The organism is Microbacterium paraoxydans, from assembly GCF_020524545.1.
GTDB classification, from domain to species: domain Bacteria; phylum Actinomycetota; class Actinomycetes; order Actinomycetales; family Microbacteriaceae; genus Microbacterium; species Microbacterium paraoxydans_C.
On sequence record NZ_JAIVLG010000002.1, the window covers coordinates 188,508 to 214,058 of the forward strand.

A 25,551-nucleotide genomic window follows, 5' to 3' on the forward strand; every position below is an offset into this window, starting at 1 on the left:
CTGTCAACGGAAGACGCGCTCGACGATGCCCGAGGCGTGGCCACTTGGTAGTGTCGGCGGGTGAGCAACGAGACTACTTCTGCCGGTTCCGTGGTCGTGATCGGCGATGCGCTGATCGACGAGATAAGGGACGACGCCGGCGTACGAGAGCTCGTCGGCGGCGCTGCGCTCAACGTGGCTGTCGGGCTGCGGCGCCTCGGTGTTCCGACGACGCTGATCGCGATGGTGGGCGACGACGAGGCCGGTGGGCACATCCGCGAGTACTTGGCTGACCACGGGGTGCGCCTGATCGCGAGCGTGGCCCCGCTCGGCTCGTCCCGGGCGATCGTGCAGCGGGCGGCTGATGGTGAGCCGCAGTACGTCTTCAACGAAGCCGCACAGCAGCGCAGCATCCGCTACTCCGACGAGGCGCGTCAGGTGATCGCCGATGCCGGTCTGGTCGCGATCAGCTGCTTCCCCTTCGACGTGCCGACCGAGGTCAATGCGCTCGTCGACGCGCTGGGCGATTCGCGCGTGGCGGTCGATCCCAATCCGCGAACGGGCATGCTCAGCGACCGGGAGGAGTTCGTCCGCGGGTTCGAGCGCCTCGCGGCTACGGCGGCCATCGTCAAGGTCGGAGCGGACGATGCGGCGATCCTCTACGACGGTGACCTCGACGCGTTGCGCGTGCGTTTGCGAGGGCTCGGTGCTGCTGCAGTCCTTGCAACGGCGGGTGCCGACGGCGCGACGGTCGATGCGGATGCAGGCATCGTGTCCGCGCCGATCGCGCAGCTCCCAGGAGCCGTGATCGACACCGTCGGCGCGGGCGATGCGACTCTCGCCGCCGTCTCCGAGGGCCTGGTCGACGCTTCTCCGTCAGACGCGGGGGAGTGGCGTGCGCTGCTGCAGCGGGCCATGGACGTCGCCGCCGCGACCTGTCGCGCGGAGGGTGGTCTGCTGCGGACACCGGAGTCTCTCGCGGACGCTGGGCGCGGTGTGAACGGCAGCTGACGGTTCGATTTCTTGCACCCGCTTCGGGCAGGTATGCTTGTCTTTCGTGCCCCCGGTTGGCTGTTCAAGTCGGACGGGTGCGCTCTGGCGAGTTACCCAAGCGGCCAAAGGGATCTGACTGTAAATCAGACTGCTCTGCATTCGGGGGTTCGAATCCCTCACTCGCCACCATGGGCCATTCCCGGATCTCGAGGATTTTGTTCTCGTATCTCAGAAGGCCAGGTCACAAGAAGAAAGCCACCGGAATCCCGGTGGCTTTCTTCGTTTCCATTGAAAATCCGGTCGGCGCCGTCGGTGGCGCCAGGTGATGACAGGATGAGGGGGTGAACGAGCTAACGCTGCGAGACGCTATCGCGATCTGGGACCTCCGTCCCAACGACTGGGCGGGTCCGTACACAACCACGAGGAACGTGCCGTTAAAGTCTCCCGGCGACCTCAGCGACCACGAGGTCGGGGCGCTTCGAGGGATCGACCTGAGTCTCCTCGGCTGTCGCGAGCGCATCCGTCTACTCGACATCATCGCGATCCGTGATTCGGGACGCGAGCGCGCTGAAGCGGCGCCGCGCTGGCGCTACGTGAAGTACATCGACGCCTTCACCATGGTGAGGGCCCCTGTTCGCGGCTCTCGCTCTCATGGTTTTCATCGCATTGTCGTCGGATGTCAGAGCGCTGCAGGACGCTGCCGAGCAGTCGCTGCATGAGTGGAACACGTTCCTTGGTTCGTCCTCGCTTCGGCTGAAGGGAGAGAGGGGTGAGGGGCGACCGCACGATTACCCGTCCCGTTTCGCGGTGACCTCTGACAACGAAGTCCGTCGTCCGCATGTTCACTCCGTCCGTGCGATGTGGCCGCCCAGGTACAGCAGCAGCGCCCGCACGTGAGGTGCCGACTCGTTAAGCGATTCGAAACCGTCTCCGTACATCTCTCTCACCTGGATGAGCAACGAGGCCAGCGGGCGCTCCTTGACCCGCAGCCCCGATGAGCCACCTTCATCAAGCCCCTCGGCCAACGCGAGAAGAAACTCATAGGCGGCATCTCCAGCTTCCCCGCCGATGTTCGACAGCACGAACCACAGGAGGTCGGCGACAGCTCGACTGGCATCCTCATCGGTGGTGTAGTTCAGCTCCCCAGGCTCAGATGCGCGGATGAGGGCTGCTTGGATGACTGGATCGTTGAAGCGGTCGAACACCGCGGGATGGAGTGCGTAACCGTGCCTGCGAGCGGTGATCGTGCGACTCTCGATGTGCGGACTGCGGCGTCGAGACTCATAGAGTAGATGTGCGACGGTGGCGTAGATCTCCGCGTGGGTGGGAACCGCATCGCTGTCGTGAGTCGTCCAGTCGAACGGCCAGAGAGCAAACTTCGCGTTCACCTGCGCAATCACACCGGTCTCGCCTGCGCCCATGAACAGGGTTGACCCGTTCAATAACGCGAGTGCCTCCAAGCGTCGTTCGAGCGCGGCGAGAAGGTGCGCGTCGCTGTTGTTGGCGAGGAGCCACGCGCCGACCGTTCGCAGCGTGGCGTCCTCGCGGCCCCATGGTGTCTTCGACCCAGGAAAACGCGGCTCACGTGGGAGCTTCCACACATAGTTGAGCTTGCTGGTTTCAGAGTCGCTCACGCGCTTAAGAGTTTTCTCCAGCATGTCCCACGTTGTTGAGGATTCCGGGTGCGCCGCCGCGACGAAGTACCGGAGGTGGAACTTGCCGGTGACCTTTCGTAGGTCCCGGCTGACAGACGTGAACTGCCGGCCGGAGCCGAGAACAGCTGCACACACCAAAATGGTCCCGCCGTCGAGATCGTGGAGGCTCGCTGCTCCGGCTTGGCGCCATTCCCGCCAGGTCGCAGGCTCGTCCTTGACGACTTGGAGATTGTTCTCCGATTCGGCCCCGATCAGCTCGTCGGCGAGCATCTGCCCTAGAGCGGTGGAGTCGTCATCCAGGAGCGAGACGACGGCAACGACGTCGCCCTCGGCGGCGTGCTTGGCAGCTGCGATGATCTGCTGCGATACCGGCGAGGTGGAGTCTGTGAAGAGATGCCCTAGTCGGGTAGACACGCCATGTGGCGACGGGCCGGCGGATGTGCCGCGGTCGAAGGTGATGGCATCAAGACCGAGAAGGTCGTCGAAGTAGTTTGAACCGTCGAAATGGGTGATCTCGCTCGGCTTCCGTCCTGGGCCAGATACCCCACGTAGGGGACGTTCTGTGAACGACGGCATACGCAGGTCCAGCTCGCTGGTGGCAGGGAAGAACGAGTCTCCATCGAGGTGAATCTCCCCGCTGCCGATGTTGCAGGCTTGGCAATCGCCGGTGTTGAAAGTCTTGTAGGGAGCGATGCGGGACGCTCGAACGGAGGGGTGGGCCTTCAGGTCCCGGTCACTGAGGTCGCACAGCACGAGCCCTGACTGCCCAGGCCAGTGATCGGCTGAGATGTAGAAGAGCGTGATCACCTGGTCATCGGTGACCTTCTTCTTCGATATCACGCGACGCGCGAGCGACCCACTCGTAGAACCGGATACGAGAACGATGTCCTGCGGCTCTGGTCGAAGGTTGGGCTCCAGGCCGTTGTAGCCACCGAAGGTCTCGATGCGGTGGCGGCCGGTGATGCCCGCGCGACGAAGGAGGTCCGCGTAGGCGTAACCGACAACGGAGATCGCAGCGGTATCGACCCAGATGGTCGAGTCTCCGGTAGGAGCTGCGAGCCTGCGGAGGAGAGCCATCGCCACAAAGTACGCGTGGTGAACACGGGACACTGCCTGGGAGGTCCGGATGAAGTGCTCGGAGTGGCTCCCGCTGGGATGCGTGAAATGGAACCCGGCGGCAGCGGTAGCAAGAGCTTCGGAGTCTCGGAAGAGCTGCCGAAGGCCGTCTTGCACGACGTCGTGCGCGGTGTCTGCCGTGACAGGGTGAGGATGTGTGTCATCACGTAACTGCTCGTGGAAGGTGCCGTGCACATCGATGCTGAAAAAACGGTACTCACGGGGTGCGGAGGCGTCGCCATCGTCTCCGAAGCGTTCAGAGGCGCGCAACGCGGTGACCAGCGGTAGGAGGTCCTCAGGGAACACGAACCACACTTCCGACACCTCATGCCGCGGTCTCAGGTAATCGCGCAGTGGGCCAAGGAATGTGTCGGCGGCGGAGAAACTTAGACCTGTCCAATGGACGGCGATAAACGTGGGGAACCCATCCCGGTCGACTTCGGTGGTGAACAGGTAGCGGTGCTCGTCGACGGCAGTTCGCTTCTCGCTCACGGCGCCACCTCGAAGTCGACGGGGTACGCGATGGTGACAGCTGTTCCCACCCGCGGGCCAACCATGAAGTCCTCGGCGGCGGGGATCCAATCGAGAATCAGGGACGGAGGTGGCGTCGCACCGGGTTTCAACGGTTCGAAGGGGCGGACAATGAAGTTACGGAGCATCTCCACGGTCCCCGTGCGGACGGACATGAAACCGTTGAGGTTCGTCAGGCTCTGCTGCACGCGAGCTAACCCGATGTCGCCAAGATCAACACGACGTCGCTTGAGGTTCTTCGCCAGAGCAGCAGTCAGGTAACGGATCTCGGTCTCCTTCGTCAGGAGATGCCTCTCGTTGAGGCTCTCTGCGACGGAGCGGGCAAGACCAATCCCGCTGTCGATGATGGTGGCGGTGCCGAACACCGCGCGTGTGACGTTGTACCCGGTCTCGCGCTCAGCGAGGCGAGCAGCGTCGCGCACGTAGGCCACAAAGTTGTGGTCGAACGTCGTTGCGGCGGTGATCTCGTTCGGGTCATAACTGTATTCGCGGAAGGTGAACGAACGGCAGTTCGCCCCGGTCCGTCCGCCGGCGAGGTCCGAGGCGTGCCATTCGGTGTTCTGCACGAGTTCGAACAGAATCTCCCCAACCTCGTCCTGGATAGGCTTCGGCTGCTGTCGTACCTTGGTGGCGAGAGATAGAGCGACGCCGCGCACTTGAGGAACGCGCTGCGCAAGGTTGCGGAACTCATCTCCGAACTCTGCAGGGTGGCCGGACGGGTACCGGGTTCGGGTGATGTGCGTGGGGTTGGTCGCAGGTACTGCTTCCTCGGCCAGCTCTGTGAGTGGACCGCGCACGGGCGCAGTTCGTGTCGGCCACAGGTCGTGATACAGGGTGCGCGCGGTTTCCTCGATGCTCGGCTCACCCTCCCATTCCGCGTGCAGTTCGGGGCTGGTGCGGTTAGTGAGAGTCTGTGCCGCGAGCAGGATGCTTGATGTTTCTGAGCCATCTCCGTAATGGGTGGCGAGTATGTTGCGGGCAGCGAGTTGCTCCCTCCCCAGCGCCTTCATCTCGCTCGTGACGTCTTCGCCATCTACGGTGATGCGCTCGGCGAGGTAAAGCGCAAACAGCTCTACGTCCGACAGCGCGTGCTTGCCTTGAGCGCGAGCCACGGCAGCGGGAGTCACCTGCAGTACACGCCCTGTCATGTTCTGACCCCAGGTCAGCACGAGCTGCACCCACATGCTGTATTGCCCAGCGGTGAGGGGGCGGAGTGCGTCGTCCATGGAAAGCGTGGCGTCGGAACCCTCGTCGCTGTCCATCTGCTCATGCCACTCGCGCAGTTCAGCACGGGACGTCCTCGGAGTAAGTCGGAACTGCAGCATGCGGTCTCCTGATCTGCGCATTCGGCCAGCATATTGAGGGCGAGCGTCGAGGCTCAAAGTACACGTTCTCGGGGTTCTATGGCGCTTGCCTACGTGCTCTATGCGCTTAAGGATCGGCAATCCTCACGGTGACTCGCCCCGGCGTGTCCGGAGACATGATTCCTTGGAAGGATCTGTCTCATGGGACGTCCCAGCAAGTACCCGCGCGAGCTTCGTGAGCGCGCTGTCCGTATGGTCGCCGAGCTGCGGCCCGACTATCCGAGCGAGTACGCGGCGATGACCGCGACCGCGCAGATGCTCGGCATCGGCTCGCCAGAGACGATTCGCACCTGGATCCGCCGCAATCAGGTCGACACGGGCGAACGCCCCGGCGTGACCACCGAGGCGTCGGAGGAGATTAAGCGACTAAAGCGCGAGAACGCCGAGCTTCGGCGGGCAAACGAAATATTGAAGGCGGCCTCGGCTTTCTTCGCGGCCGAACTCGACCGGCCACTGAAGCGATAGTCGCGTTCATCGACGCGCATCGGGAGCGATCCGATGGTGGGCTGCGATGGGGTGTCGAGTCGATCTGCGACGTGCTGACCCAGCACGGCGTGAAGATCGCCCCATCGACCTATCACGACGCGCGAGGGCGCGGGCCCTCCCCTCGGGAGGTGTCTGATGAGCGGTGGAAGCCGATCATCCTGGCCACCTGGCAGGGCCACCGGCGGGTGCTCGGCGCCCGCAAGCTCTGGCTGCGGTTGCGTCGCGACGGACACGACATCGCCCGCTGCACGGTAGAACGCCTCATGCGCGACCTCGGCATCACCGGCGTCGTCCGCGGGAAGCGGAAGCGCCCGGTCGATACGGATCTGCGGGAGACCAGACCGGCCGACCTCGTCGACCGACACTTCGCCAGGTTCCGCACGAACCAGCTCTGGGTCGCCGACTTCACCTACGTCTGGACATGGTCCGGATGGGTCTACGTCGCGTTCGTGTTCGACGCGCACTCCCGCCGCATCCTTGGCTGGCGCGCCGCCACCAGCATGGCCACCCCGCTCGTGCTCGACTGCCTCGACATGGCGCTCTGGACACGGAGGCGTGAGGGCATGCTCGGATTCGCCGGGCTCACGCATCACACCGACGCCGGCAGCGTCTACACCTCGATCACCTTCACCAACCGGCTCGTCGACGAGGGAATCGACGCGTCGGTCGGGTCCGTCGGCGACGCATACGATAACTCGCTCGCGGAATCACAGATCGGGCTCTACAAGTCCGAACTCATTCACCATGACGGTCCGTGGCGGGACGTCGTTCAGGTCGAGGCGGCGACCGCGTCGTGGGTGCTGTGGTTCAACACCCACCGCACCCACGGCTCCATCGACGACCTAACGCCCCTCGAGGTGGAGCAGCTCGACTACGCTCGCAACGAACCGGTCGAGAGAGCCGGCTGACACCAGCAATTCGCTCTCCGGACATGCCGGGGCGAGTCAGTGTATCGACTTGCTGTGTCCGGTGTGGGGCTTGAGAATCCGATTGTGAGATCCATCGTCTATGCGACCGGGTCAATGGTGCGGGCCCCAGCCTCTTATACCAGATCGCCGAGCGCTGAAGGCATCTTTCGATGCCATCTGAGGTGTTCGCTGCCACACGTCGAATGACTCGATGGAGCCGAAGTGATTGACGCTGCCGGGGTCCTATCTGTTGAAGTTTGGATGCAGCTCTGGGAGGGGATAGTTCTCGCCCAAACTCGATACGCCGATCCATGAGCCGCCTATGAGACCGAGAAGAAGTGCACGACAATAGGTCGCCAGGGTGAGTTGGCTGTCCCGGCCACCTGCCCTCAAGGACGAGTTCAAGGCAAGTGCATGAGACGAAGCGCGGGCTGCGTGTTCTACGTTGAGAAAGTGGGGGATGGAAACGAGTGGTTGAGCTGAGAGCGATTGTCGGGCCAGCGCCCGGCCCGGGGCATGGCGAGTGCTTCATCTGGTCCCGCGACACTGACCGTCGCGTAATCGCAGTGGATGCCGGCGGTGCGGCCTCGGTTGGCAAACACGCGGGTTCACATAGGCCGAACATCCTCATCCTGAGTCACGACGATCACGACCATATCAACGGGGCTGTGGCGCTCATCGAAGCAGCGCGCGGAGCTCTACAGGAGATGTGGGTACCTGCGGAATGGGCAATCTTGCTCGCCCAAATCGCCAAGACGACACAGGACGCGCTCCTCGATGGTGGGGACACCGTCGTCAGTGTCGACGCTGTCAGTGAGTACATAAGGGCCCAGATCGTGGAGCCCGCCGCCGAGGGTGACGGAGAAACTCCGCGCTTGGACGATGTTCTGAGTGCGGCGAACCGGAACATTGAGTCGTGGAGGGAAGAACCAGGCTCGTCCCAGAAGGGGATTCTGATCCGTGAGCAATCTCGTCGTGCAGGGGGATGGTACGGCGCGAGGAGCATTGAAGAGATAATCAATCGCGTGAAAAAGCGTGCCGGGGCACTGCTCAAGATCTTTAATACGGCGTACGCCAACGGTGTACAGCCGAGGTTCTTCTCCGTCGACCTCGCTCGTTCCGCTGCGGCGCATGGTGGGAGACGACAGTCTGGAATTAACGGGACGGTCACCCTGGTGAACGCGGACGAAGCGCCGCGGGCGCTCGCGGTGGCAGTGCCCGCCGGACTGCCCTACACCTACGCACTCACTCGGCTGACCGTACAAAACCGCCGAGCACTCTCCACACTGCTGTGGAGCGACGTCCTGATGCCGTACGGCGGCGTCGTGATCTGGAGCGATACCGACGGAGACTGGCTCAAGGACCCCGGCCAGGGCGGATTTCGTAAGCTCACGCGAACTCTCGCCGCCTGCTCAGCTCCGCACCACGCCTCGGGGAACACAGCCCACGATGCAGTGTGGGATGAGCTTCGACACGCTCCCGACGATCTGCTCGTTGTGAGCGCCGGTGGCCAATGGAATCAGTCGTATCACAAGGACTACACGGCGTTGCAGACGAGACGGTGCTGCACCCGATGTCGCAACGTGTCCTGGAACTATCAAGAGGTAAGGCTCTCGTCATCCGCCGGTGGGCGAATGGTTCTGCATCAAGCATGCCTAGGGGTTCATTAAGGCTCCGCCCAGCAGGCATCGTACGCTCCACGCCGGGATTCAACCTGACCCGTGCAGTCCACGCAGGAATGTCGCCTGCATCGGTCATCCGACGTTCCGCTCAGCCGTGGCGCGAACTTATACAGTCGCGATGTATAAGCCCGCGCCACAACCGACGCCTGGTCCGGTCGCACAGCGCGATTGTCGAGGAGGCCGCCCATGCTGCACTCGTGGTACCGATGCCTCTCTACTCGAGCTGTCCCTCCGCTACCTCTCAGCGGTAGCCGTCTGAGGAAAGCGTCCGGCACTATCGGGGGGTCTGAAAGGATCGGGTCATGAGCGCTACTCCCGACTTCTTCATCAGCTACAACTCTGCCGACCAGGGGTGGGCGGAGTGGATCGGATGGCAGTTGGAGAAGGCGGGGTACATCGTTGTCATCCAAGCCTGGGACTTCCGGCCGGGGTCGAATTTCGTCCTGGAGATGGACCGCGCCGCGGGTGACGCGAAACGCACCCTGGTCGTGCTCTCCCCACACTTCGTTGCCAGTCGCTTCACACAGCCGGAGTGGGCGGCAGCGTTCGCGAAAGACCCCACGGGCACCCACCGAACGATTGTTCCCGTCCTCATCGCGGAGACAGAGATCCCCGGTGGCCTGTTGGATCAGATCGTGCATATCAACCTCATCGGCCTCGACCCGGACGCGGCTGCCTCGACGCTTATCGCCGGCTTGAACCCCGGACGGAGCAAGCCGTCCAGCGAGCCAGCGTTCCCCGGCGCCGCAACCGGTGTCCCCCGGAGCGCATCAGCTTTTGACCCGGGCCTCGACTGGCGGACGGTGGGGGAGGACCTACGGGCGGATACTCGCGACAGTATCCTCCCTCGCGGATGGCCCACTAGCGGTCCGGCCACCCTAGAGATCTCCCTTATTCCCGTCGAGGGCCAGGCGATGCTCGTCAGCCACCTGCAGACGATTTCGACGGAACTGGTGGGCGTCGGGCGTGATGGTGGCCTGTTCCCGCCGACTGCCGCAGTGGACGCGGGCTATGACTCATCGGTTGCATACGCTCGTGCAGCCGGAAGTCGAGACGGTGATGCGGCGGGGCTCCTCGTTACCCGGGGTGGGCAGCGGACGGCATGGATCACACTGCCCCACGATGGGCTGGGAAGCATCGTCGATGCCGACCAGCTCATACCGCGCGTGTCACAGGTACTGCACCTGTTGATGGTGGTCGAGGCTCCCCTCGCCGAGCGGTACGCGTTTACTGTGACGGTACAGCCGGAAATGATGGTCATCGTCGGAGACTCGTCGACCATAGGCAGGCGGAACTCCGCATCCATGCGGACAGGACGCGGAGCATCCTTCCCCACGTCGATGCCGGATAGTGTGCGCGGCGGTGCCATCTCCACGCACGCGGATGAGCTCGCCGGAGAAGTCGTGGCGCGCGTCCTGACTGCGTTGCGGTAATACTCCGCAGCCGCCCGGACCGGTCATCCGGCGTTCAAACTCGCGGAGCCGGGATTGGACATCCTGGCGAGTGCTGTTGGCGCTATAGGGCGTCGCGGCGGGCAATGAAGCTCGGCATTCCAGGCATGGTGAACGCGACCGCGCCGGGCTCAGGCACGAAGATGATGCCTTTGCGGACGAGCGAGGTGCGGGCGTCCTCGGCGACCGAGTCGGGGAGGTTATGGAGCTCGGGCAGAGCGGACGTGGGAGGCTGCGGGGTGTCACACGCGACCATCGCTCGGAGGTAGTCGCGCTCTTCGAGAGTCGTGCGATCCCACCGAGCCCGGAAGATCCCCTGATCCATCTCTCGGAGCCCGGCAACAAGCGCATGGTTTGCCACGTCGAGATCGATTCGTCTTTCGGTAGCAGCCAGCCACAGCTCTCGGCCGAAAATCTGTAAGAAGAACGGGTAACCTCCCGACTCCGCGAGCACCAACTGCAACGCGGCCTCGTCGATATGGAAGTTGTAGGGCGCGAGCGGTTCGACGATGGCGCGTCGTGCCGCGTCCGGGGACAGAGGACCCACTTCGAGGAACTGGAAGAGGCGTTCCGCGTAGCTGCGTGACCGCGCGAGGAGCGCAGGCAGGGTGGGGAGGCCGGCTCCGACGACATAGAAGGGGATGCCGTTCTGTCCCGCGCGGTTCTGTACCGTGAGGAGTGCGGACAAGAGCTCGTCATCCAGGTCTTGCATCTCGTCGATGAACACGCCGATGGCTGAGTTCGTCTCTCGCAGCGCGTCAGCGAAATCCTCCACGACGATTTCCAAGTCCACCTCGATGTTGCCGGACAGCTTCCGGACGCCAGCGGACTTGCTGAAGCCGAGCGATGCGGCTCCCAGGGTCAGCGAGAAGCTCTCCAGCGTACTCAAGGCGCTCTTGACGGCTTTCGTGTACTTCTTGCCCCGCCGGAACCCTTCGGCCGCGGCGCCCAGCCGTCGTCCCAGCTGCTGCCGAATCGACTGGGTTCCGCTCTCCGACGTCTGTGCTTCCAGGTCAATGCACAACCAGCCGGATGTCGTCGCTTGAGCGCGCATCGCGTTCAAGAGCGTTGTCTTGCCGACGCCACGGTAGCCGTAGAGGACGATGCTGGAGGTCGCGCGGGCGTTGCGGGACTGAGCGACAAGGAGGTCAAACGCCGCGATCTCCGCTTCACGACCGGCGAGAGTCGGGGGCTTCAAACCGGATCCGGGAGTGAAAGGATTGAGTTCGGGGCGCACGCTCGCAGTCTATTGATGACCGCGGACTTTCCTCGAGCCCTTGGTCGCTGACCCACGCGAAGACGCGTCGAGCCCGGTTGCTGCATCTGCTACATCAGCTGATTCCCGCGTCGGCTCTGAGGCGTCGGAGCGTCGAGGGGCCCTCATCGGGCCAGAGCACGCACGCATAGCATCTCCTTCCGTCTGGTCGAGGGTGAAGCGCCAGAACCGCGGGCTCATCACATATCGAAAGTCCGCGGTCGTGATCATGAAGTCACGAAAGACTCGAGCGCCGACTACGTCGGAGAAGAGCCGCTCTCAGGCGACGAGTTCGAGCGGGCCGTCGAGAGTGTCCACGAGGGTCGTACCGACGCCCTAGGGCGCGGGGTCGAACCTGCGGGCTTTGCGGTCACTCCTGTTCGTCTTCGAGGACAAGCTCCAGATGGTCGATAGCGCGGCTCCACCAACTGCCGTAGCGGTCAGCGGACGACAGACCAAAGATGACGGACCCTGGCGGCATGTCCGTCAGATGCGCCGGGTATGCGGCGACTTCGATGAACGGGATGTCGGCGACCGCGTCGTCTGGGTTCACATCGTCAGCGACCCAGCCCGGGAGATCGTGTTGTTGTGGGCGGAGGATCTCGAGAACGTCGGGAAGGATGGTGCGGATCAGGTTGTCGAGATCCTTGCCCCCACGCTGCTCCTCGAACAGGATCATCGTCACCCCACTCCTTGCGCGCATCGGAAACAAGCCCGGGTAGCTCTCTCGCCTATCTCTCAGCGTGGCGCGCAGACGCTCCTGGAACTCATGACTGCCGCCATACGTGGGAAGGACTCCGAGGTTGAACATGTAGGGGCTGTATTGGAGGCGGTCGCGCACTCGGCTCCACACTCCGAAGCGGTCCACCGGCATGTCCGTCAACAGCGACGAGAAGACCATGTCCACGAGGTGCTGCTGGTGGGACTGATTCTCGTAGTCGATTCGATTCGTCACGAGCTGGTGTTGGAGGCGGCCTTCCTCGGAATCGTTGGCGAACATCGACTGGTAGTCCAGAAGCTCGTCAAGCTCCCAATCAAACTCCTGCGGGTCTCGATGGCGGACACCGTGTTCCTTCTCGAACGGATCCCACCTTTCCTCCAAATCGGACACTGCACGCAAGTCTTTGAAGACGTTTGCTCTCGTCTGGGCGGTTATGTACAGGGCGGGCTCCTTGTCGCTGTCGGGCTCCGGCCAATCGAAATCGAATCCGGCATCCCAAGGGTTCTCCGCAGGAGCGTCCACCTTCTTGCGTGACCGCGACCGTGCGACCTTGGCGTACAGCAGCTTCACCTGACGGTCGTCGGAGTACACGTGGCCGCTCAACTCATCGAGGAGCCACTTGCAGATGCTGTCGACGCGCGCACCGTTCCGGGCGGAGCTGAACAACACAATGTCCAAAGCGATAGCCGCCTGAAGTTTCGGCCAGGCGGTGAGCTCGCGGGCCCACCGAGCCCGAACGTCCGACTGGAACGCAGACGCGAGCGCCGCACGTGCCTTCTCCTGTGTTCCCCGCCGTGTCTTCTTCGTCGGTGGTTCCAACGCCAGCGCTACATCCAGGGCCTCGCTGCGGCGTCGATGGAACTGGGTGAATTTCCCCTCGGGCGAATCCCAGAACTCGTGCATTGTCAAACCCCGGAGGCGGAATCCAGATCACCGAGGAACCCGCGCAGGAGAGCTCCCATGTCCGGTGCACGGGTAGGCGACGATGGCGACGGGAGGAGGAGGGGGTCAGCTTCGCCATCAACGCGGACGCTGATGTGTGGGATAGCCGGCCACGTCGCACGTGAGGGCGAGAACAGCCGTCCCGCTTCGAGCGCCTCCACCGCGGTGATACGACTCCTCGAGAATGTCCGAGCCGAGATCTCACGGGCCGTGTCCGCCGACGCGCGAATGATCCGTGTCTTGGCGATGACGCTCACCGACACCGGCCCGGCTTCGCCGTCCGTCTCGCTGAACACAGCTTCGATCTCGGCACCATCAACGAGGAGTGTGATTGTGGACAAGAGCCGTCCGTACCAGGCCGGGATTTCATCGGTCGATCCGATAGCGGCCTGCATCCTCACGTTGCTCCACATCCAATCGTGGAGGTCTTCCGCGACGGCGCGGTCTGAGTCAGCGAGCGAGGTGTTCCACGAGGTGCGCATATGTCTCCGTTCGTCACTTCTCACCGTAGCGACCGGGTACGGGGGGCCTAGGATCGGTGACATGGCTGACTCTCGACCCCGTTACTTCGTCACCTACTACGCCGACGGTGAGTATCTGGACCAGGACGGGTTCGCAGAACTCCCACCTGTCATCGGCCAGGGCGTTGCGACAAATGGACGGTTCTATCGGATTGTCGATGTCTGGAACGTTCGACACAAGCACGAGCCAGTGACGCACGGCATCGCGGTGTTCCTTGAGACAGTAGAGACGCCTGCGGTGTTCAAGAACGTCGAGCCTTCGTTCTACGTCTAGGTGGTGGGTTCCCGTACACCCGCGGCATCATGCTGGGGTTCCGTTAGCCGCCCCGGTGTCGGTTGTGCGGACGCGTCCGAGGCGGCCGGATCTTCCTGTACGCCAGGAGGTCTTCGGGAGTGCAGCCCGCGTCTGGTGCCGCCTCACGGTTGAGTTGAACGTGGAAGCGAACGCCGGGGAAAAACAGCGAGGAAAAGTTCGCGAGAAGAACGACGAGTTGTATCAGGGCAACACGCATAGCTAAGATGGATGCGTAGAGATGGAAACCTTGCTTGCAAGGCACAAACTTCAGACGCACGGACACAGGGTCTGCGACTTATTGGCTGGGTTGCTGGACTGAGGTGTACGACCCTCGAGGTACAGGGTGGCTGGAGGATCTTCGTCAACCGTTTCTTGCGTAGCTTCACTTGAAGCTCAGTAACCATACGCGAGGAGCTTGGCATGACCAATTCGTCGAGAGAGACCGACAACAACCGCACAGACGGATCTGACCCCGTCGCTTCTCCTCCGAAAACTGGGACCCAAGTTCTTCGTACTGATCTTTCTAGCGGGACTGCCGGGGACGCGACTACTGTCGCACCCCGGCAGTTCACCGCGACAGAGGTCTTCGAAGCGCTGGTCGCGACCATCGCGGAGTTCGAATCCGCAGGTAAGAGCGCGACCGCCGCCGGGGTTTCCGCCCGCATGCGTCAGCTTCTTCCCGGGTTCTCGGTCTCAGCGACAGAGTTCAAGACTTTCCGCGACCTCACTCAGGCGGCTGAAGAGGTCGGCGTCATCACCGCCGCACGCACGTCGAGCGACTACGTGCTGAGCCTCGTACGCTCCGACGATTTCCGCGGCGAGACGTTGCTCCCCGACCTATGGCGTGCTATCCAGGACTGGACCGAGGGCGTCAAGTACGCCTTCAATCGAGTCACGCGCAAGACCGAGCCTGTCGGTGCGTCCCTACCCGCTGGCACAGTCGCCGTGCCCTCGGTGGACAAGACCACAAACACCCAATGGAAGCGTGACTTTGCGGCCACGCAGCACGGCGACATCGCGGCCAAGCTCGAGGCGGCCCTGGGCGAAGAGGACCCGGTCGCTGGATTCCTTCGCATCGCCAAAGACAACGACAGCGTCAAGCGGCGGTGGAGAAAGTACCTGCGCTCCCGAGTGCTGGACACGGCCGTCACGTGGGCGACGGCGAACGGCATCCCTCGTTCGGACATCTTCACCACGCCCGTGGCGCCGCCGGCTGCTCAGCCGACCGCGGTCGAAACGTCTAACGATGAGGACGCGCGTCGCCGAGTCCTCGACATCCTCAGCGCGATGCCGCTGCACGAGCTTCTCCGCCTGCCCATCCCGCTTGAATACGCGCTGAAGCGGTAGCGGGCGATGCCCGCGGTAGATCTCCGCGAGCTCGTCAAGGCGCCAATCGAGTTGACGGGCACGTTCGCGGCGCCCTCGAACTCGCATCCGATTCACGATGGCATCAACCAGAATCGGCAGTACACCTCCAACAGTGCCGCGCCTATCGCCCTGCCCCGGGGCGGGCGCGGACTGGAGCGATTGAAAGTGGCCATCCACGACCCCGTATCCGGGATGGATGCCGAGCGTGCCCTCGAGTCGCACGTGAAGCTTCTCACCGAAGCCCCGTTTCATCACATGCTGCCCGGGACGGCGCTTCTCGGCCCGGAAGGGGAGGAGCTAGACCCGCAACTGGCTGCGCGCACGCGTGGCATCCTCTTCACTGCCGTGTTCCGTGACCCTGATGAGACCTTCGAGGACCACATGTTCTCCGCACCTCGCGTCGGAGCGGTGGCGACCCTCACTGTGCTTCCGGACCCCAACGACAAGCGACGAATGGAAGACGCATGGCTACAGGTGCAGTGGGTGCGCTCATCGAGCTCGATGCTCGACGCTCTGTTGCGTGTGTCCGGTCTTCACCTCGACGTGCCCCACGTCCATCGTCGCATCGAGATCCTCATCGCCGAAGATCTGGCTGCCCAACAGCCCAGCCTGCCGGACGAGGTCTCGCGCGTCGCGATGATGCTCGGCGGTAACCCGCAGATCCACGTGGTCGCTCACTCCGACTGGGGTAAGACAGCGACGAAGGTACGGGCTAGCAACCCCTTCGAACTCGTGGTCCTCGGCTCTGGTGTGCATGAGAAGGTCGTGGCCGAGTTCACGAGCCGGCACGGGGAGCAGAACCTCCACCGCGCGAACGTAGATACAGCTGACCGGGCGATCCCGTGGCTGCTGGACTTCCTTCCGCACATCATGGGCGTCACCCCGGCCCTGATGAGCTACCCGCAGACCGAAGCCGCGGCCGGTCGGCCGCGCATGCCCGTGAAGCGGCCGGTGAGGTGCCTGCACCATGGTGACAACCGTTATGTCCTGGATGGGGACAGCGGCGAGTGGTGGACGCGGGACTTCGCCCAGCATGGGTCCGCGGAGAAGACCATCTTCAAGACCTACGAGATGATTAGCGGCGATTTGTTCTGGGCCTCGGACCGCGACGCTCAGGGCGCGGTCATCGCAGACAAACACAAGGGCCCGAAAGGCGACAAGATTCTCCTCCGCGAGACCGGCGCCTGCGGGCATCCCGCCATCCACCTCCACTAGATGCGTGTGGATCGTGTTTTAGGGGCTGGAACTCTGCAGCGAGCAGGAACGTGCTGAACGAGTCTGGCGGCAGAATGGTGGACAGCATACGGTTCCCCACCATGACGTTGAGAGGCGTCTCTTCGCCGGAGTCGTTCTGCATGACGACGACCATCGACCCGTCGGTGTTTCGGAACATAAAGAGGTGGTCGTAGCCGGCCAGGGGCGAGGTGGGGATGAGTAGCGCGCCGGGCCTGACGAAGGCTGCGATGTGCTTGACGACGTAGTGCTCGTGCGTGAACCGGTGAGTGCGCGTCTCCGGGTCGACGACCACCAGAGAGCTCTGCGCCCACCCCTAGCGGCTACTGTCGCCTTCGTCGAGGGCGAGGTTCCAGTACATGTAGGCGTTCGCGCCGTTGCGGAGATAGTGCCGGAGCAGCGACCATGCGTAGCGGGCGTGCGTGGCCCGCGGCTGTTCGCCGAAGATGACGGAGCCGCCCCAGATGATGGCGCTTGTCACCAAACCCGCCGCGACGGCGGCGCTGAACGCCACCACCCCATGGATGATGCCCTTTCGATTCCTCGCCCATCGCCACTCCCCAGTGCTTACGTGCACAGCGAACCTATCGCATGGACGATCTTGGTCATCCCCACATGCTGGCAGACGCTGTGGCCGGATCTGGCCAACCGGAGCTCCACTCCCATTCGGCAACGAGCTCTGGGAATCGATATCGACGATGGCCTCCGGTCTCGATGTCTCCAAGCAGATTATCGACTTCGAGGTGCAGCGAACTCATGCACTCAGCGAAGGCCTCGGAGAGTAGCTGAGCGCTAGAGTGATGTCGAATGCCGTGGCGCGTCAGACGCTGGTTCTGCACCTGAGAGGCGGCAGGAGAACTGGTCACTGGCGCACCCCTGCCAATACGAGACACACAGGTCGGAGTGAGGCGGCGCGTGCAGGGATGCGCTGAGCGAGCGACGCCCACTGTTCGCTACCGACGATGCCTGGCGATGGCTCGCCTCCACGCGTCGCTAGGTCTTCGACCTCTACGCTCCTTAGAAACCTACCGACCCGCGGCCACCCGAATCTTCCAAGCGACGAGGGCCCGCAGTTCCGCGCCAATGCATCTATTCTCGTCGACGATCTGTAGCGGAGGAAATCGCCGACGCGCCACCACACGAGTGAATAGGATCGTGATGTGGCGAACAACGCATCCTCAGTGAAGCATGAAGAGGACCGCGTTCGGGACCTCGGCGAGATTGCGGGATCCGTACCGCACCTCATACCCGTTGTTGGCCTGGTCGTCGACGATTAGGGGGCAGAGGTCTTTCACTCAGCGACTCTGAGCTATCGCCGCGGTGTCGACGCCGCAGCGATCATATGCGCCCACGCTAGTTGCGAACGCGATCTGCTCGCAGACCTCGACCACTGGAGCATTGGCCGCTTTGATGAGCCACCGAAGCGGTTCAACATGTGGGGACTCGGGGCGATCCTGAACCACGTGGAGAAAGACCTTCCACCCGCGCTCCATACACAGCTCACCCAGCTCAATGACCGCCGGAAAATTCTGTACCACTACGGCCACTCAGGCACCGCGTCAGGCATCCACCAAAGCGTTCTGGAGTACGCGTCCGTGCACCAAAACACTGTGGCTCAGGAACTAGTGCGTGAACGTGGCGGACTCGTCGACCCGAAGGCGGTCTACGACGAGTGCAAAGAGAGACTTCTGCGCCTCTGGGCGAAAGAGTCGGTCGCTGCTGCATTCGCCCTGCATTCGTGGCTCTTCACAGGCCCGTCCTCGTGAACCGTTGGTAGGTGCGCCATGCGGGTAGAGAGGTAACGCCCGTAGCGGAGGCAGTGTGATCACCGACTTGATTCCGCTATCCGACGAACGCGGTGAAAACCGTCTATAGCTCAGCACGTCGCGATGCGGCTCCGTGGTCACCGGTATCGACGGGGATCATGGGGTTGGGTGACGGGTCGGGTTTGTCGTCGGGCTACTTCGAGTCGGAGTTCAAGTGAGAGTAGGGGAGACGGAGATCTCTGTGGGAATAGCGAAAGGATGGGGTGGGAAACGCGTAGGAATAGCGATTCGCGCGTCCTGTAGAGAGTAGAGCGAAAAGAGATACGGGATCAGCCCACCATTGTGATGTCCCGCGACGTCCAAGGTCTCCCGACGGGGTTTGGACGATGACCCGACGCCGCGGCACAATTCAGGAATGGCACAACGACGCGCGGTCGCGGCAGCAGGCGCTCTCGTGTGCGTCCTGACCACTGCAGTTCTTTCCGGATGCTCGATCCGGGAAGCGGAAACCCCGGCAACGGCGGCCGCGGAATCGTCCCCGGAGCCGGCCGCATCCCCGCTCCCTGGGCCCGCCCCCGAGCCCACGCCGGTCTGTGTTCGTCCAGGTGGCGACGGCATGATCTCCAACGGCGAGCCGCTCAACGTGGAGCTGTACTCAGCGCTCCATGACTACGGCGCCCGTGACGGAGCTAACGGCACGGTGGAGTACGCCGATGATGGAACCCTCGCCGCCTACGAGGTCGCATCCGGCGACTACGTGGACGCGATACTCGAACGGCTCTGCGTGGGCTTCTACTCGTTGCAGGCTCTCAACGCGGTGCGTCGCGGAAGCGTCCACTCCGTCGACCCGACCAGTCAGGCGTATCTGACCGGTCTCTATGTCGGGGACACACTGAACCTCAGCCCCTACACGATCACGAGCGTCGGAGACGTCAACGGCGAGGTCTTCAGTTACGAAGCGTCCTTCATCGTCCCGCCGCAGAGATGAGCTCCGGGCTCCGGGGAGGACCGAGAACCGGATGCACCAGGACCGGCCGGTGTGGAGGTCAGAAGCCGCCGGCGTCGTCCACGGGCAGCGGGGTGATCTCGGACTTGTGCGTCGCCGCCCAACTGGCGAGGAGACGGAGCTTCTCCTCGGCCGGGCTGCCCTGGTCCGCGGCGTAGATCATGAGCGAGAGGTTCGGGTCGGCGATGAGCTGAGTACCCACCATGTGCAGCGTGATCTCGCCGACCGCGGGGTGCACGGCGAGTTTCACGCCTGCGTCGTGCTTGTGCACGATGGCGTTGGCCCAGCGATCGCGGAAGACCTCGCTCCGCGTGGACAGCTCGACCGGATCGCTGCGACCGACGATCTCCATGTCTCGCCGTTCCGTGAGGACGGCGTCACCTACGGCACCCCGACCTGGATCTGGTCGGTCGTGGTCGACGGCAACCTCTATGTCCGCGCGTGGAATGGGCTTGCCTCCCGGTGGCACCGAGCGGCCGCAACCCAGCACGCCGGGCGCATCACCGCGGCGGGGGAGACGTTCGACGTGCGCTTCGACGCCGCGGACCCCGCCGTCAACGATGCCGTCGACGCCGCATACCGCGCGAAGTACGAGGGCAGTTCCTACTTGCCGCCGATGGTCGCCGCCCGCACGCGTGCGACGACGACGGTCATCACTCCGGCAGAGGAGCACTGAACTCCTCGGCGACGGATACCGGGAGCCTCAGCCCAGTGCCAGCAATGTGGTGTGCGTGGGCCGCGCCGGGGCTCCCGGTACAGCATCGCGGAGCTCTCCACGGTGTGCGGCGCGTGACCGTCACGGCCGAGAACGGGCCCCGCACGGTCACACATGACATCGGGACCTTTCTCGGCCATTCTGAGTTCCTGCCGGGAAGACTCGTTGCGACATGACCGTCGAACCGTGACTATGACGAAGGTTCGAGCTCGATCGTGACCTTCTCGATCCTGCCGGTGAAGACGAACGGGAGCTGATACGTGAAGTCGACAGGAGACCCCACGTCCATGCCGATGTCGAGTCCCTCCGAGAGCGAAAGCTGCGCGGGGATGGACCGCTCCATGCGCCCCTCGGCGACGACCCTGCCATCGACCGAGAGCGACACCGCGCCACCCTTCCCGACTCCACCCCCGTCATACCGGAAGTCCACGACGATCTGCCTCGACCCGGCGGCGAGGGGTTCCTCCGCAGCAAAGGTCGGCCGATCGAGGGCGAGGAAGTTGTAGACGAACGTCGGCTTGCCGTCTCTCAGATACAGCCCGTAGCCGCCCTCGAGGCCGCCATGGGTCACGATCATTCCCTCGGCACCTTCCGTGGGGATATCGACATCGGCCGTGATGCGCCAGGACTTGTTGAGCATCGGCAAGCACGCCGCGTCCGGGAGGCCGATCATGCCGGGGTAGTAGGTGGCGCTCTTTCGGCCACCGGTGAGAGACGGCCGCCCCATCGCTTCGGAGTTGAAGCGCTCGGTCGCGCGCCAATCGAGCGGAAGCACCTGGTACTTCGACGCCTCGGCCCACCACAGATCCTGCAACTGGCGCAGGCGCTCCGGATGCTCGGCAGCGAGATCCTTCGCCTGGGAGAAGTCATCATCGACGTTGTAGAGCTCCCAGACCGCGTCATCCGGATCCCAGTTCTGCCGGTTCGGGTTCCACGGCACGAAGCTCGGCGCAGAGGCCATCCAACCATCGTGGTACAGGCCGCGGTTGGCTCCCAGCTCGAAGTACTGGGTGCGGCGAGTCTCAGGGGCGTCGGCATCGATCAGCGCCCGGGCGAAACTGTGCCCTTCGATGGGCTTCTGCGTGGTGCCGTTCAGCGAATCCGGCGGTGTGATGCCGCACACCTCGTAGAGCGTCGGCACGATGTCGATGACATGCAGGAACTGCTCGCGCAGTCCGCCGCGGTCGGTGATGCGATCCGGCCACGAGATGATCATCGGATTGCGGGTGCCTCCGAAGTGCGACGCCACCTGCTTCGTCCACTGGAACGGCGCGTTCATCGCGTGCGCCCACGAGGAGGGGAAGTGGTTGAAGTGCTTCGGGCCGCCGAGCTCATCGATCGCGAGCAGGTTGTCCTCCCAGTGCTCGCTGATGCCGTTGAAGAACAGGTTCTCGCACAGCGAGCCCTCGAGCCCACCTTCGGCACTGGAGCCGTTGTCGCCTGCGATGTAGATGATGATCGTGTTGTCCGCGTCCGGCAGCTCCTTGACCGCATCGATCACTCGTCCGATGTGGTGATCGACGTGGGCACCGTACGCCGCGAAGACCTCCATCATCCGCGCGTACAGTCGGCGCTGGTCGTCGTTGAGCTCCGCCCAGGATGGCAAGCCCTCCGAGCGCGCTGTGAGCTCGGTATCGGACGGGACGACGCCGAGCGCCTTCTGCCGTTCGAGCGTCTGCTCACGGTAGACGTCCCACCCTTCGTCGAACTGGCCGCGGAACTTCTCGATCCATTCCTGCGGGGCATGGTGCGGCGCGTGCGTCGCCCCGGTGGCGAGATAGAGGAAGTACGGCTTGTCCGGCGCGATCGACTTCGCCCGACGAACCCAGTCGATCGCTTTGTCGGCGAGGTCCTCGGTGAGGTGGTAGTTCGGGTCGCTGGATGCGGGAACGAGGTCGCGGTTCTCGAACAGGACCGGGTTCCAGTGGTTCATGTCGCCCGCGTTGAACCCGTAGAAGTAGTCGAATCCGAGTCCGTTGGCCCAGCGGTCGAACGGGCCCACCGCGCTCGTCTCCCACGGAGGTGTGTTGTGGTTCTTCCCCACCCACGCCGTCATATAGCCGTTCTGGCGCAGGACCTCACCGATCGTGCCGCAGTTCTTGGGCAGCACGCAGGTGTAGCCGTCGTAGCCGGTGGCGATCTCGGTGATGCCCGCGAAGGAGGCAGAGTGATGATTGCGGCCTGTGATGAGGGCCGCGCGCGTCGGGGAGCACAGTGCCGTCGTATGGAACCTGTTGAACGCGATGCCCTCCTCGCGCAGGCGATCCATCGTCGGCGACGGCACACCTCCTCCGAAGGTCGAGAACTGACCGAAGCCCGCGTCGTCCAGGAGCACGAGCACGATATTGGGGGCACCCTCCGGAGGGCTCACGGGCTGCGGGAACGTCGCAGGATCAGAGTCCAGGAAGGTGCGACCGACTTCGCCGGCATACCGGAAGTCGGGGCGAGGGAGAACCTTCGGGGTCGAAGGGGCAGAGAACGCAGACGAGTCAGACATGGAACTCCTTAGTGCGGTGATGCGGAGCATTCCAGCAGGGTCGGGTCGATCGTGTCTACCGCGTATCACCGAATACGGGTGACACCGAGGTCGCTTCTCGGCCACACTGAGTGCCATGGGATCAGCGTTGACCACCATCGGACTTCCCGTCGCCCTCGGCATCATCATGCTGGGGCTCGGGCTCAGCCTCACCCTCGCCGACTTCGCCCGGGGGCTGAAGCAGCCCAAGGCGGTGATCATCGCCCTGCTGTGTCAGCTCGTACTGCTGCCGGCCATCTGCTTCGGCCTCGTGCTTGCGTTCCAGCTGCAGCCGATCCTCGCCGTCGGCATGATGATGTTGGCGGCATCGCCGGGCGGCACTACGGTGCTGTTCTGCCTGATCAGCCTCACGATCGGGTTCCTGATCCGCGAACGGAAATCGGACCTCGCGCCCGTGGCCCCCTCGGCCTAGTCATTCCGGGCGCCACCGTGCGTCGCCGCGCCACAGGAGGGGCTTGACCTTCGACGCGAGCGTGGTTTAGCATCTGATAAATCGATTTAACAGTGGCCCAAAATGATGTGGGTCGCCACACGACGGAGTGAGGTGAGAACGATGGGCCGAGCGCGGATCTCGGATGTCGCCGCTGCTGCCGGTGTCTCCGTCACGACTGTGTCGCTCGTGCTGAACAATGCCGAGTCGCGCATCTCGGAGCAGACCCGCATCCGTGTCCGTGAGGCGGCGGAAGCCGTCGGGTACGCGCCCAGCGCCGTCGCCCGCGGGTTGCGCACGCAGCGCACACGCATCGTGGGACTCCTGTCGGACCAGATCGCGACGACCCCGTTCGCCGGCCGCATGCTCGCCGGAGCACAGGACGCCGCGCGCGAGCACGATCACCTCGTGCTCTTCATCGACACCGGGGGCGACGCCGACATCGAGGCGGACGCCCTCCGCGCTCTCGCGGCGCAGCAGGTCGACGGCATGATCTACGCCTGCATGTGGCATCGGGCTGTCGATGTTCCCGCCGGGCTTCCCCGCGGATCGGTTCTGCTCGACTGCTACCCCGAGGATGGCGGCTTCCGCAGCGTCGTACCCGATGACCGCGTGGGGGGTGCCGCTGCGGTACGGGAGCTCCTCGCGGCAGGTCACCGCCGCATCGCCTATCTCGACACCGACGACCCGGAGCCCATCGCGTCGCGACTGCGTCACGAGGGCTACCTCGAGGCGCTCGCCGAGGCAGGAGTCGAGGCCGACCCCGCACTCCACGTGACCGGCGAGACGTCGGCGCAGGGTGGACGCGCGGCAGCCGGTGGACTGCTCGATCTGCCCGAAGGCCAGCGTCCGACCGCCATCTTCTGCTTCAACGACCGCATGGCGATCGGGGTCTACGCCGCGGCACACCATCGCGGCCTCGAGATCCCGCGTGACCTCTCGGTCGTCGGCTACGACGATCAGCAATTGGTCGCGGCGGAAATGGATCCGCCTCTCACCACCATCGCACTGCCCCACTACGAGATGGGGCGTTGGGCGATGGAGGTCGCGCTCGGCGTTCGCGCGGAGGGGGACGAGGACGCCTCTTACCGAATGAACTGTCCCGTCATCCGACGGGATTCCGTGGGCCCGCCGCCGGCGCATGTCGGCAAACAGAACCGACGACGGGCTTCACACTCAACCGAAGGGCCGCACTCGGCGGCTCCCGATCAGGTGCTCGACGTGGGCGTCGGGCACCAAGAATAGGAAACCACAATGACGCGCAGAACGTCGCCGATCTCCGTGGCGGCCGGGTTGGTGACAGCCCTCGCCCTCGCAGGATGCGGACAGGCAGGTCAAGGCAACACGACCGGAGAAGACGGTCGCACGCAGCTCACGATGTGGACGCACTCCGCCGGCAACGCCGCGGAGCTCGCCGTCTACGAGAAGATCATCACCGATTTCAACGCCTCGCAGGACGAGTACGAAGTCGTACACGAGTCGTTCCCGCAGGGGGCGTACAACGACGCGATCGTCGCCGCGGCGGCCTCGGGAGACCTCCCGTGCCTTCTCGACCTCGACGGCCCGATCATGCCCAACTGGGCATGGGCGCAGTACCTCCAGCCGTTGAACATCTCCACCGACATCACCGACAGCCTCCTCCCGACGGCCGTCGGTGTCTGGGACGGTGAGATCTACTCGGCCGGCTACTGGGACGCGGCGCTGTCGATCTTCGCACGCAAGTCGGTTCTCGATGCCAACGGCATCCGCATCCCCTCGACCGATCAGCCGTGGACGGCATCCGAGTTCGATGCCGCACTGTCGACGCTGCAGGATGCCGGCTACGACACCCCGATCGACATCGGCGCGGAAGACACCGGCGAGTGGTGGCCGTACGCATACTCGCCGCTGCTGCAGAGCTTCGGCGGCGACCTGATCGACCGCGACACGATGCTCACCGCCGACGGCGCACTGAACGGCGACGATGCTGTGGCGTGGGGCACCTGGTTCCAGAACCTCTTCGCCGAGGGCTACGCGAGCAACGCGGGCACGATCGGCAACCAGGAGTTCGTCGACGACGAGGTCGCCCTCAGCTACACCGGGGTGTGGAACGCGCTGGAATCCGTCGAGGCGATCGGCGACGACCTGCTGATCCTGCCGCCGCCCGACTTCGGAAACGGGCCGAAGATCGGCGGAGGGTCGTGGCAGTGGGCGATCTCGTCGAGCTGCAACGACGCCGAAGGCGCGAGGCAGTACCTCGAGTTCAGCTTCAACGACGAGTACATCACCGAGTTCGCCGACAACCAGATCGTCATCCCCGCGACGGAGGCCGCCGCTCAGGCGTCGGAGTACTTCGGCGACGACGGCGTGCTGCGCCCGTTCGTCGAACTGTCGCAGAAGTACGCCGTGCTTCGGCCGGAGACTCCCGCCTACGCCGTGATCTCGACCACGTTCGAGACGGCGGCGAAGAACATCATGAGCGGCGCCGATGTCACGGCGACCCTCGACCAGGCCGTCGCGGACATCGATGCCAACATCGCGTCCAACGACGGGTACGGATTCCAGTAGACGGTGACGGCGAAGGTGGGAGCGCGGGCGACCGCGGTCCCACCCCGCCGT

The 25,551-nt window shown here is 64.0% G+C and carries 20 protein-coding genes and 1 tRNA gene; 13 read left to right on the forward strand and 8 right to left on the reverse strand.

The annotated features are described in order from the left end of the window. Positions 1-60 precede the first annotated feature (60 nt). On the forward strand, positions 61-990 hold the full coding sequence (locus LC041_RS05530; RefSeq protein ID WP_226531959.1) for a PfkB family carbohydrate kinase: 930 nt from the start codon (positions 61-63) through the stop codon (positions 988-990). 86 nt (positions 991-1,076) lie between these two features. Then, positions 1,077-1,161 (forward strand) — tRNA-Tyr (locus LC041_RS05535). 653 nt (positions 1,162-1,814) lie between these two features. Here the strand turns inward: LC041_RS05535 and LC041_RS05540 are convergent. After that, complete coding sequence (locus tag LC041_RS05540) at positions 1,815-4,235, reverse strand: hypothetical protein (protein ID WP_226531960.1); 2,421 nt, start codon at positions 4,233-4,235, stop codon at positions 1,815-1,817. After that, the gene (locus LC041_RS05545) at positions 4,232-5,599 is read right to left on the reverse strand and encodes a hypothetical protein (protein WP_226531961.1); all 1,368 of its coding nucleotides are present in this window, start codon (positions 5,597-5,599) and stop codon (positions 4,232-4,234) included. The genes LC041_RS05540 and LC041_RS05545 overlap by 4 nt, the downstream gene beginning before the upstream one ends. 180 nt (positions 5,600-5,779) lie before the next feature. Between LC041_RS05545 and LC041_RS05550 the strand changes: the two genes are divergently transcribed. From LC041_RS05550 to LC041_RS05560, 3 genes are all read left to right on the forward strand, one after another. Continuing rightward, positions 5,780-7,032 (forward strand): IS3 family transposase gene (locus tag LC041_RS05550; protein ID WP_226531962.1). Its coding sequence is split into 2 segments (ribosomal slippage): positions 5,780-6,062 and positions 6,062-7,032, totalling 1,254 coding nucleotides; the frame shifts between segments, so codons are not numbered across the junction. A gap of 668 nt (positions 7,033-7,700) precedes the next feature. After that, the gene (locus tag LC041_RS05555; protein WP_226531963.1) at positions 7,701-8,702 is read left to right on the forward strand and encodes a hypothetical protein; all 1,002 of its coding nucleotides are present in this window, start codon (positions 7,701-7,703) and stop codon (positions 8,700-8,702) included. Between the two features lie 314 nt (positions 8,703-9,016). Continuing rightward, entirely contained in the window at positions 9,017-10,147 is a 1,131-nt protein-coding gene (locus LC041_RS05560) for a toll/interleukin-1 receptor domain-containing protein (protein WP_226531964.1), read from the forward strand. 82 nt (positions 10,148-10,229) lie between these two features. On the opposite strand, the gene LC041_RS05565 is transcribed toward LC041_RS05560, so the two are convergent. Together LC041_RS05565 and LC041_RS05570 are read right to left on the reverse strand one after the other, a co-directional pair. Beyond that, positions 10,230-11,402 (reverse strand): ATP-binding protein, encoded by a 1,173-nt coding sequence (locus LC041_RS05565; protein ID WP_226531965.1) that lies wholly within the window; start codon positions 11,400-11,402, stop codon positions 10,230-10,232. 388 nt (positions 11,403-11,790) lie between these two features. After that, positions 11,791-13,044 carry a RusA family crossover junction endodeoxyribonuclease gene (locus LC041_RS05570; RefSeq protein ID WP_226531966.1) on the reverse strand — a complete coding sequence of 418 codons (1,254 nt, stop codon included), beginning with the start codon at positions 13,042-13,044 and terminating at the stop codon, positions 11,791-11,793. 57 nt (positions 13,045-13,101) lie between these two features. On the opposite strand from LC041_RS05570, the gene LC041_RS05575 reads away from it, so the two are divergent. The 3 genes from LC041_RS05575 (at position 13,102) to LC041_RS05585 (ending at position 16,482) form a co-directional block, all read left to right on the forward strand. Beyond that, positions 13,102-13,878, forward strand: a complete 777-nt coding sequence (locus LC041_RS05575; protein WP_226531967.1) for a hypothetical protein — start codon at positions 13,102-13,104, stop codon at positions 13,876-13,878. Positions 13,879-14,562: 684 nt separating this feature from the next. Beyond that, positions 14,563-15,246 (forward strand): hypothetical protein, encoded by a 684-nt coding sequence (locus LC041_RS05580; protein ID WP_226531968.1) that lies wholly within the window; start codon positions 14,563-14,565, stop codon positions 15,244-15,246. Positions 15,247-15,252: 6 nt separating this feature from the next. Continuing rightward, a complete protein-coding gene (locus tag LC041_RS05585) occupies positions 15,253-16,482 on the forward strand; it encodes a hypothetical protein (RefSeq protein ID WP_226531969.1) in 1,230 nt (409 codons plus the stop codon). On the opposite strand, the gene LC041_RS17430 is transcribed toward LC041_RS05585, so the two are convergent. Together LC041_RS17430 and LC041_RS05595 are read right to left on the reverse strand one after the other, a co-directional pair. Beyond that, a complete protein-coding gene (locus LC041_RS17430) occupies positions 16,391-16,660 on the reverse strand; it encodes a glycoside hydrolase family 30 beta sandwich domain-containing protein (protein WP_226532584.1) in 270 nt (89 codons plus the stop codon). The genes LC041_RS05585 and LC041_RS17430 overlap by 92 nt on opposite strands. A gap of 156 nt (positions 16,661-16,816) precedes the next feature. After that, entirely contained in the window at positions 16,817-17,077 is a 261-nt protein-coding gene (locus tag LC041_RS05595; RefSeq protein WP_226531970.1) for a hypothetical protein, read from the reverse strand. A 1,805-nt stretch (positions 17,078-18,882) separates the two neighbouring features. On the opposite strand from LC041_RS05595, the gene LC041_RS05600 reads away from it, so the two are divergent. Further along, on the forward strand, positions 18,883-19,254 hold the full coding sequence (locus LC041_RS05600) for a hypothetical protein (RefSeq protein ID WP_226531971.1): 372 nt from the start codon (positions 18,883-18,885) through the stop codon (positions 19,252-19,254). Between the two features lie 58 nt (positions 19,255-19,312). Here LC041_RS05600 and LC041_RS05605 read toward each other — a convergent pair whose 3' ends face one another. Beyond that, positions 19,313-19,624, reverse strand: a complete 312-nt coding sequence (locus LC041_RS05605; protein WP_226531972.1) for an MmyB family transcriptional regulator — start codon at positions 19,622-19,624, stop codon at positions 19,313-19,315. Between LC041_RS05605 and LC041_RS05610 the strand changes: the two genes are divergently transcribed. Next, the gene (locus tag LC041_RS05610) at positions 19,532-19,948 is read left to right on the forward strand and encodes a DUF2255 family protein (RefSeq protein WP_226531973.1); all 417 of its coding nucleotides are present in this window, start codon (positions 19,532-19,534) and stop codon (positions 19,946-19,948) included. The genes LC041_RS05605 and LC041_RS05610 overlap by 93 nt on opposite strands. Positions 19,949-20,177: 229 nt before the next feature. Here LC041_RS05610 and LC041_RS05615 read toward each other — a convergent pair whose 3' ends face one another. Beyond that, on the reverse strand, positions 20,178-22,484 hold the full coding sequence (locus tag LC041_RS05615) for an arylsulfatase (protein ID WP_226531974.1): 2,307 nt from the start codon (positions 22,482-22,484) through the stop codon (positions 20,178-20,180). Between the two features lie 115 nt (positions 22,485-22,599). On the opposite strand from LC041_RS05615, the gene LC041_RS05620 reads away from it, so the two are divergent. From LC041_RS05620 to LC041_RS05630, 3 genes are all read left to right on the forward strand, one after another. Further along, on the forward strand, positions 22,600-22,935 hold the full coding sequence (locus LC041_RS05620) for a hypothetical protein (protein ID WP_226531975.1): 336 nt from the start codon (positions 22,600-22,602) through the stop codon (positions 22,933-22,935). Between the two features lie 141 nt (positions 22,936-23,076). Then, positions 23,077-24,198: a LacI family DNA-binding transcriptional regulator gene (locus LC041_RS05625; protein ID WP_226531976.1), complete on the forward strand. Its 1,122-nt coding sequence runs from the start codon at positions 23,077-23,079 to the stop codon at positions 24,196-24,198. Between the two features lie 9 nt (positions 24,199-24,207). After that, positions 24,208-25,500, forward strand: a complete 1,293-nt coding sequence (locus LC041_RS05630; protein WP_226531977.1) for a sugar ABC transporter substrate-binding protein — start codon at positions 24,208-24,210, stop codon at positions 25,498-25,500. The last annotated feature ends 51 nt before the right edge of the window (positions 25,501-25,551 follow it).

Excerpts from the sequence above, each read along its gene's own strand:
- LC041_RS05560 (WP_226531964.1), top strand. The coding sequence starts at position 9,017 with ATGAGCGCTACTCCCGACTTCTTCATCAGCTACAACTCTGCCGACCAG.
- LC041_RS05620 (WP_226531975.1), top strand. The coding sequence starts at position 22,600 with ATGGGATCAGCGTTGACCACCATCGGACTTCCCGTCGCCCTCGGCATC.
- LC041_RS05570 (WP_226531966.1), bottom strand. The coding sequence starts at position 13,044 with ATGCACGAGTTCTGGGATTCGCCCGAGGGGAAATTCACCCAGTTCCAT.
- LC041_RS05630 (WP_226531977.1), top strand. The coding sequence starts at position 24,208 with ATGACGCGCAGAACGTCGCCGATCTCCGTGGCGGCCGGGTTGGTGACA.
- LC041_RS05580 (WP_226531968.1), top strand. The coding sequence starts at position 14,563 with ATGCGTCAGCTTCTTCCCGGGTTCTCGGTCTCAGCGACAGAGTTCAAG.
- LC041_RS05615 (WP_226531974.1), bottom strand. The coding sequence starts at position 22,484 with ATGTCTGACTCGTCTGCGTTCTCTGCCCCTTCGACCCCGAAGGTTCTC.
- LC041_RS17430 (WP_226532584.1), bottom strand. The coding sequence starts at position 16,660 with ATGTTCCGAAACACCGACGGGTCGATGGTCGTCGTCATGCAGAACGAC.
- LC041_RS05545 (WP_226531961.1), bottom strand. The coding sequence starts at position 5,599 with ATGCTGCAGTTCCGACTTACTCCGAGGACGTCCCGTGCTGAACTGCGC.
- LC041_RS05585 (WP_226531969.1), top strand. The coding sequence starts at position 15,253 with ATGCCCGCGGTAGATCTCCGCGAGCTCGTCAAGGCGCCAATCGAGTTG.
- LC041_RS05605 (WP_226531972.1), bottom strand. The coding sequence starts at position 19,624 with ATGGAGATCGTCGGTCGCAGCGATCCGGTCGAGCTGTCCACGCGGAGC.
- LC041_RS05600 (WP_226531971.1), top strand. The coding sequence starts at position 18,883 with ATGATCTCCAACGGCGAGCCGCTCAACGTGGAGCTGTACTCAGCGCTC.
- LC041_RS05575 (WP_226531967.1), top strand. The coding sequence starts at position 13,102 with ATGTCCGGTGCACGGGTAGGCGACGATGGCGACGGGAGGAGGAGGGGG.
- LC041_RS05625 (WP_226531976.1), top strand. The coding sequence starts at position 23,077 with ATGGGCCGAGCGCGGATCTCGGATGTCGCCGCTGCTGCCGGTGTCTCC.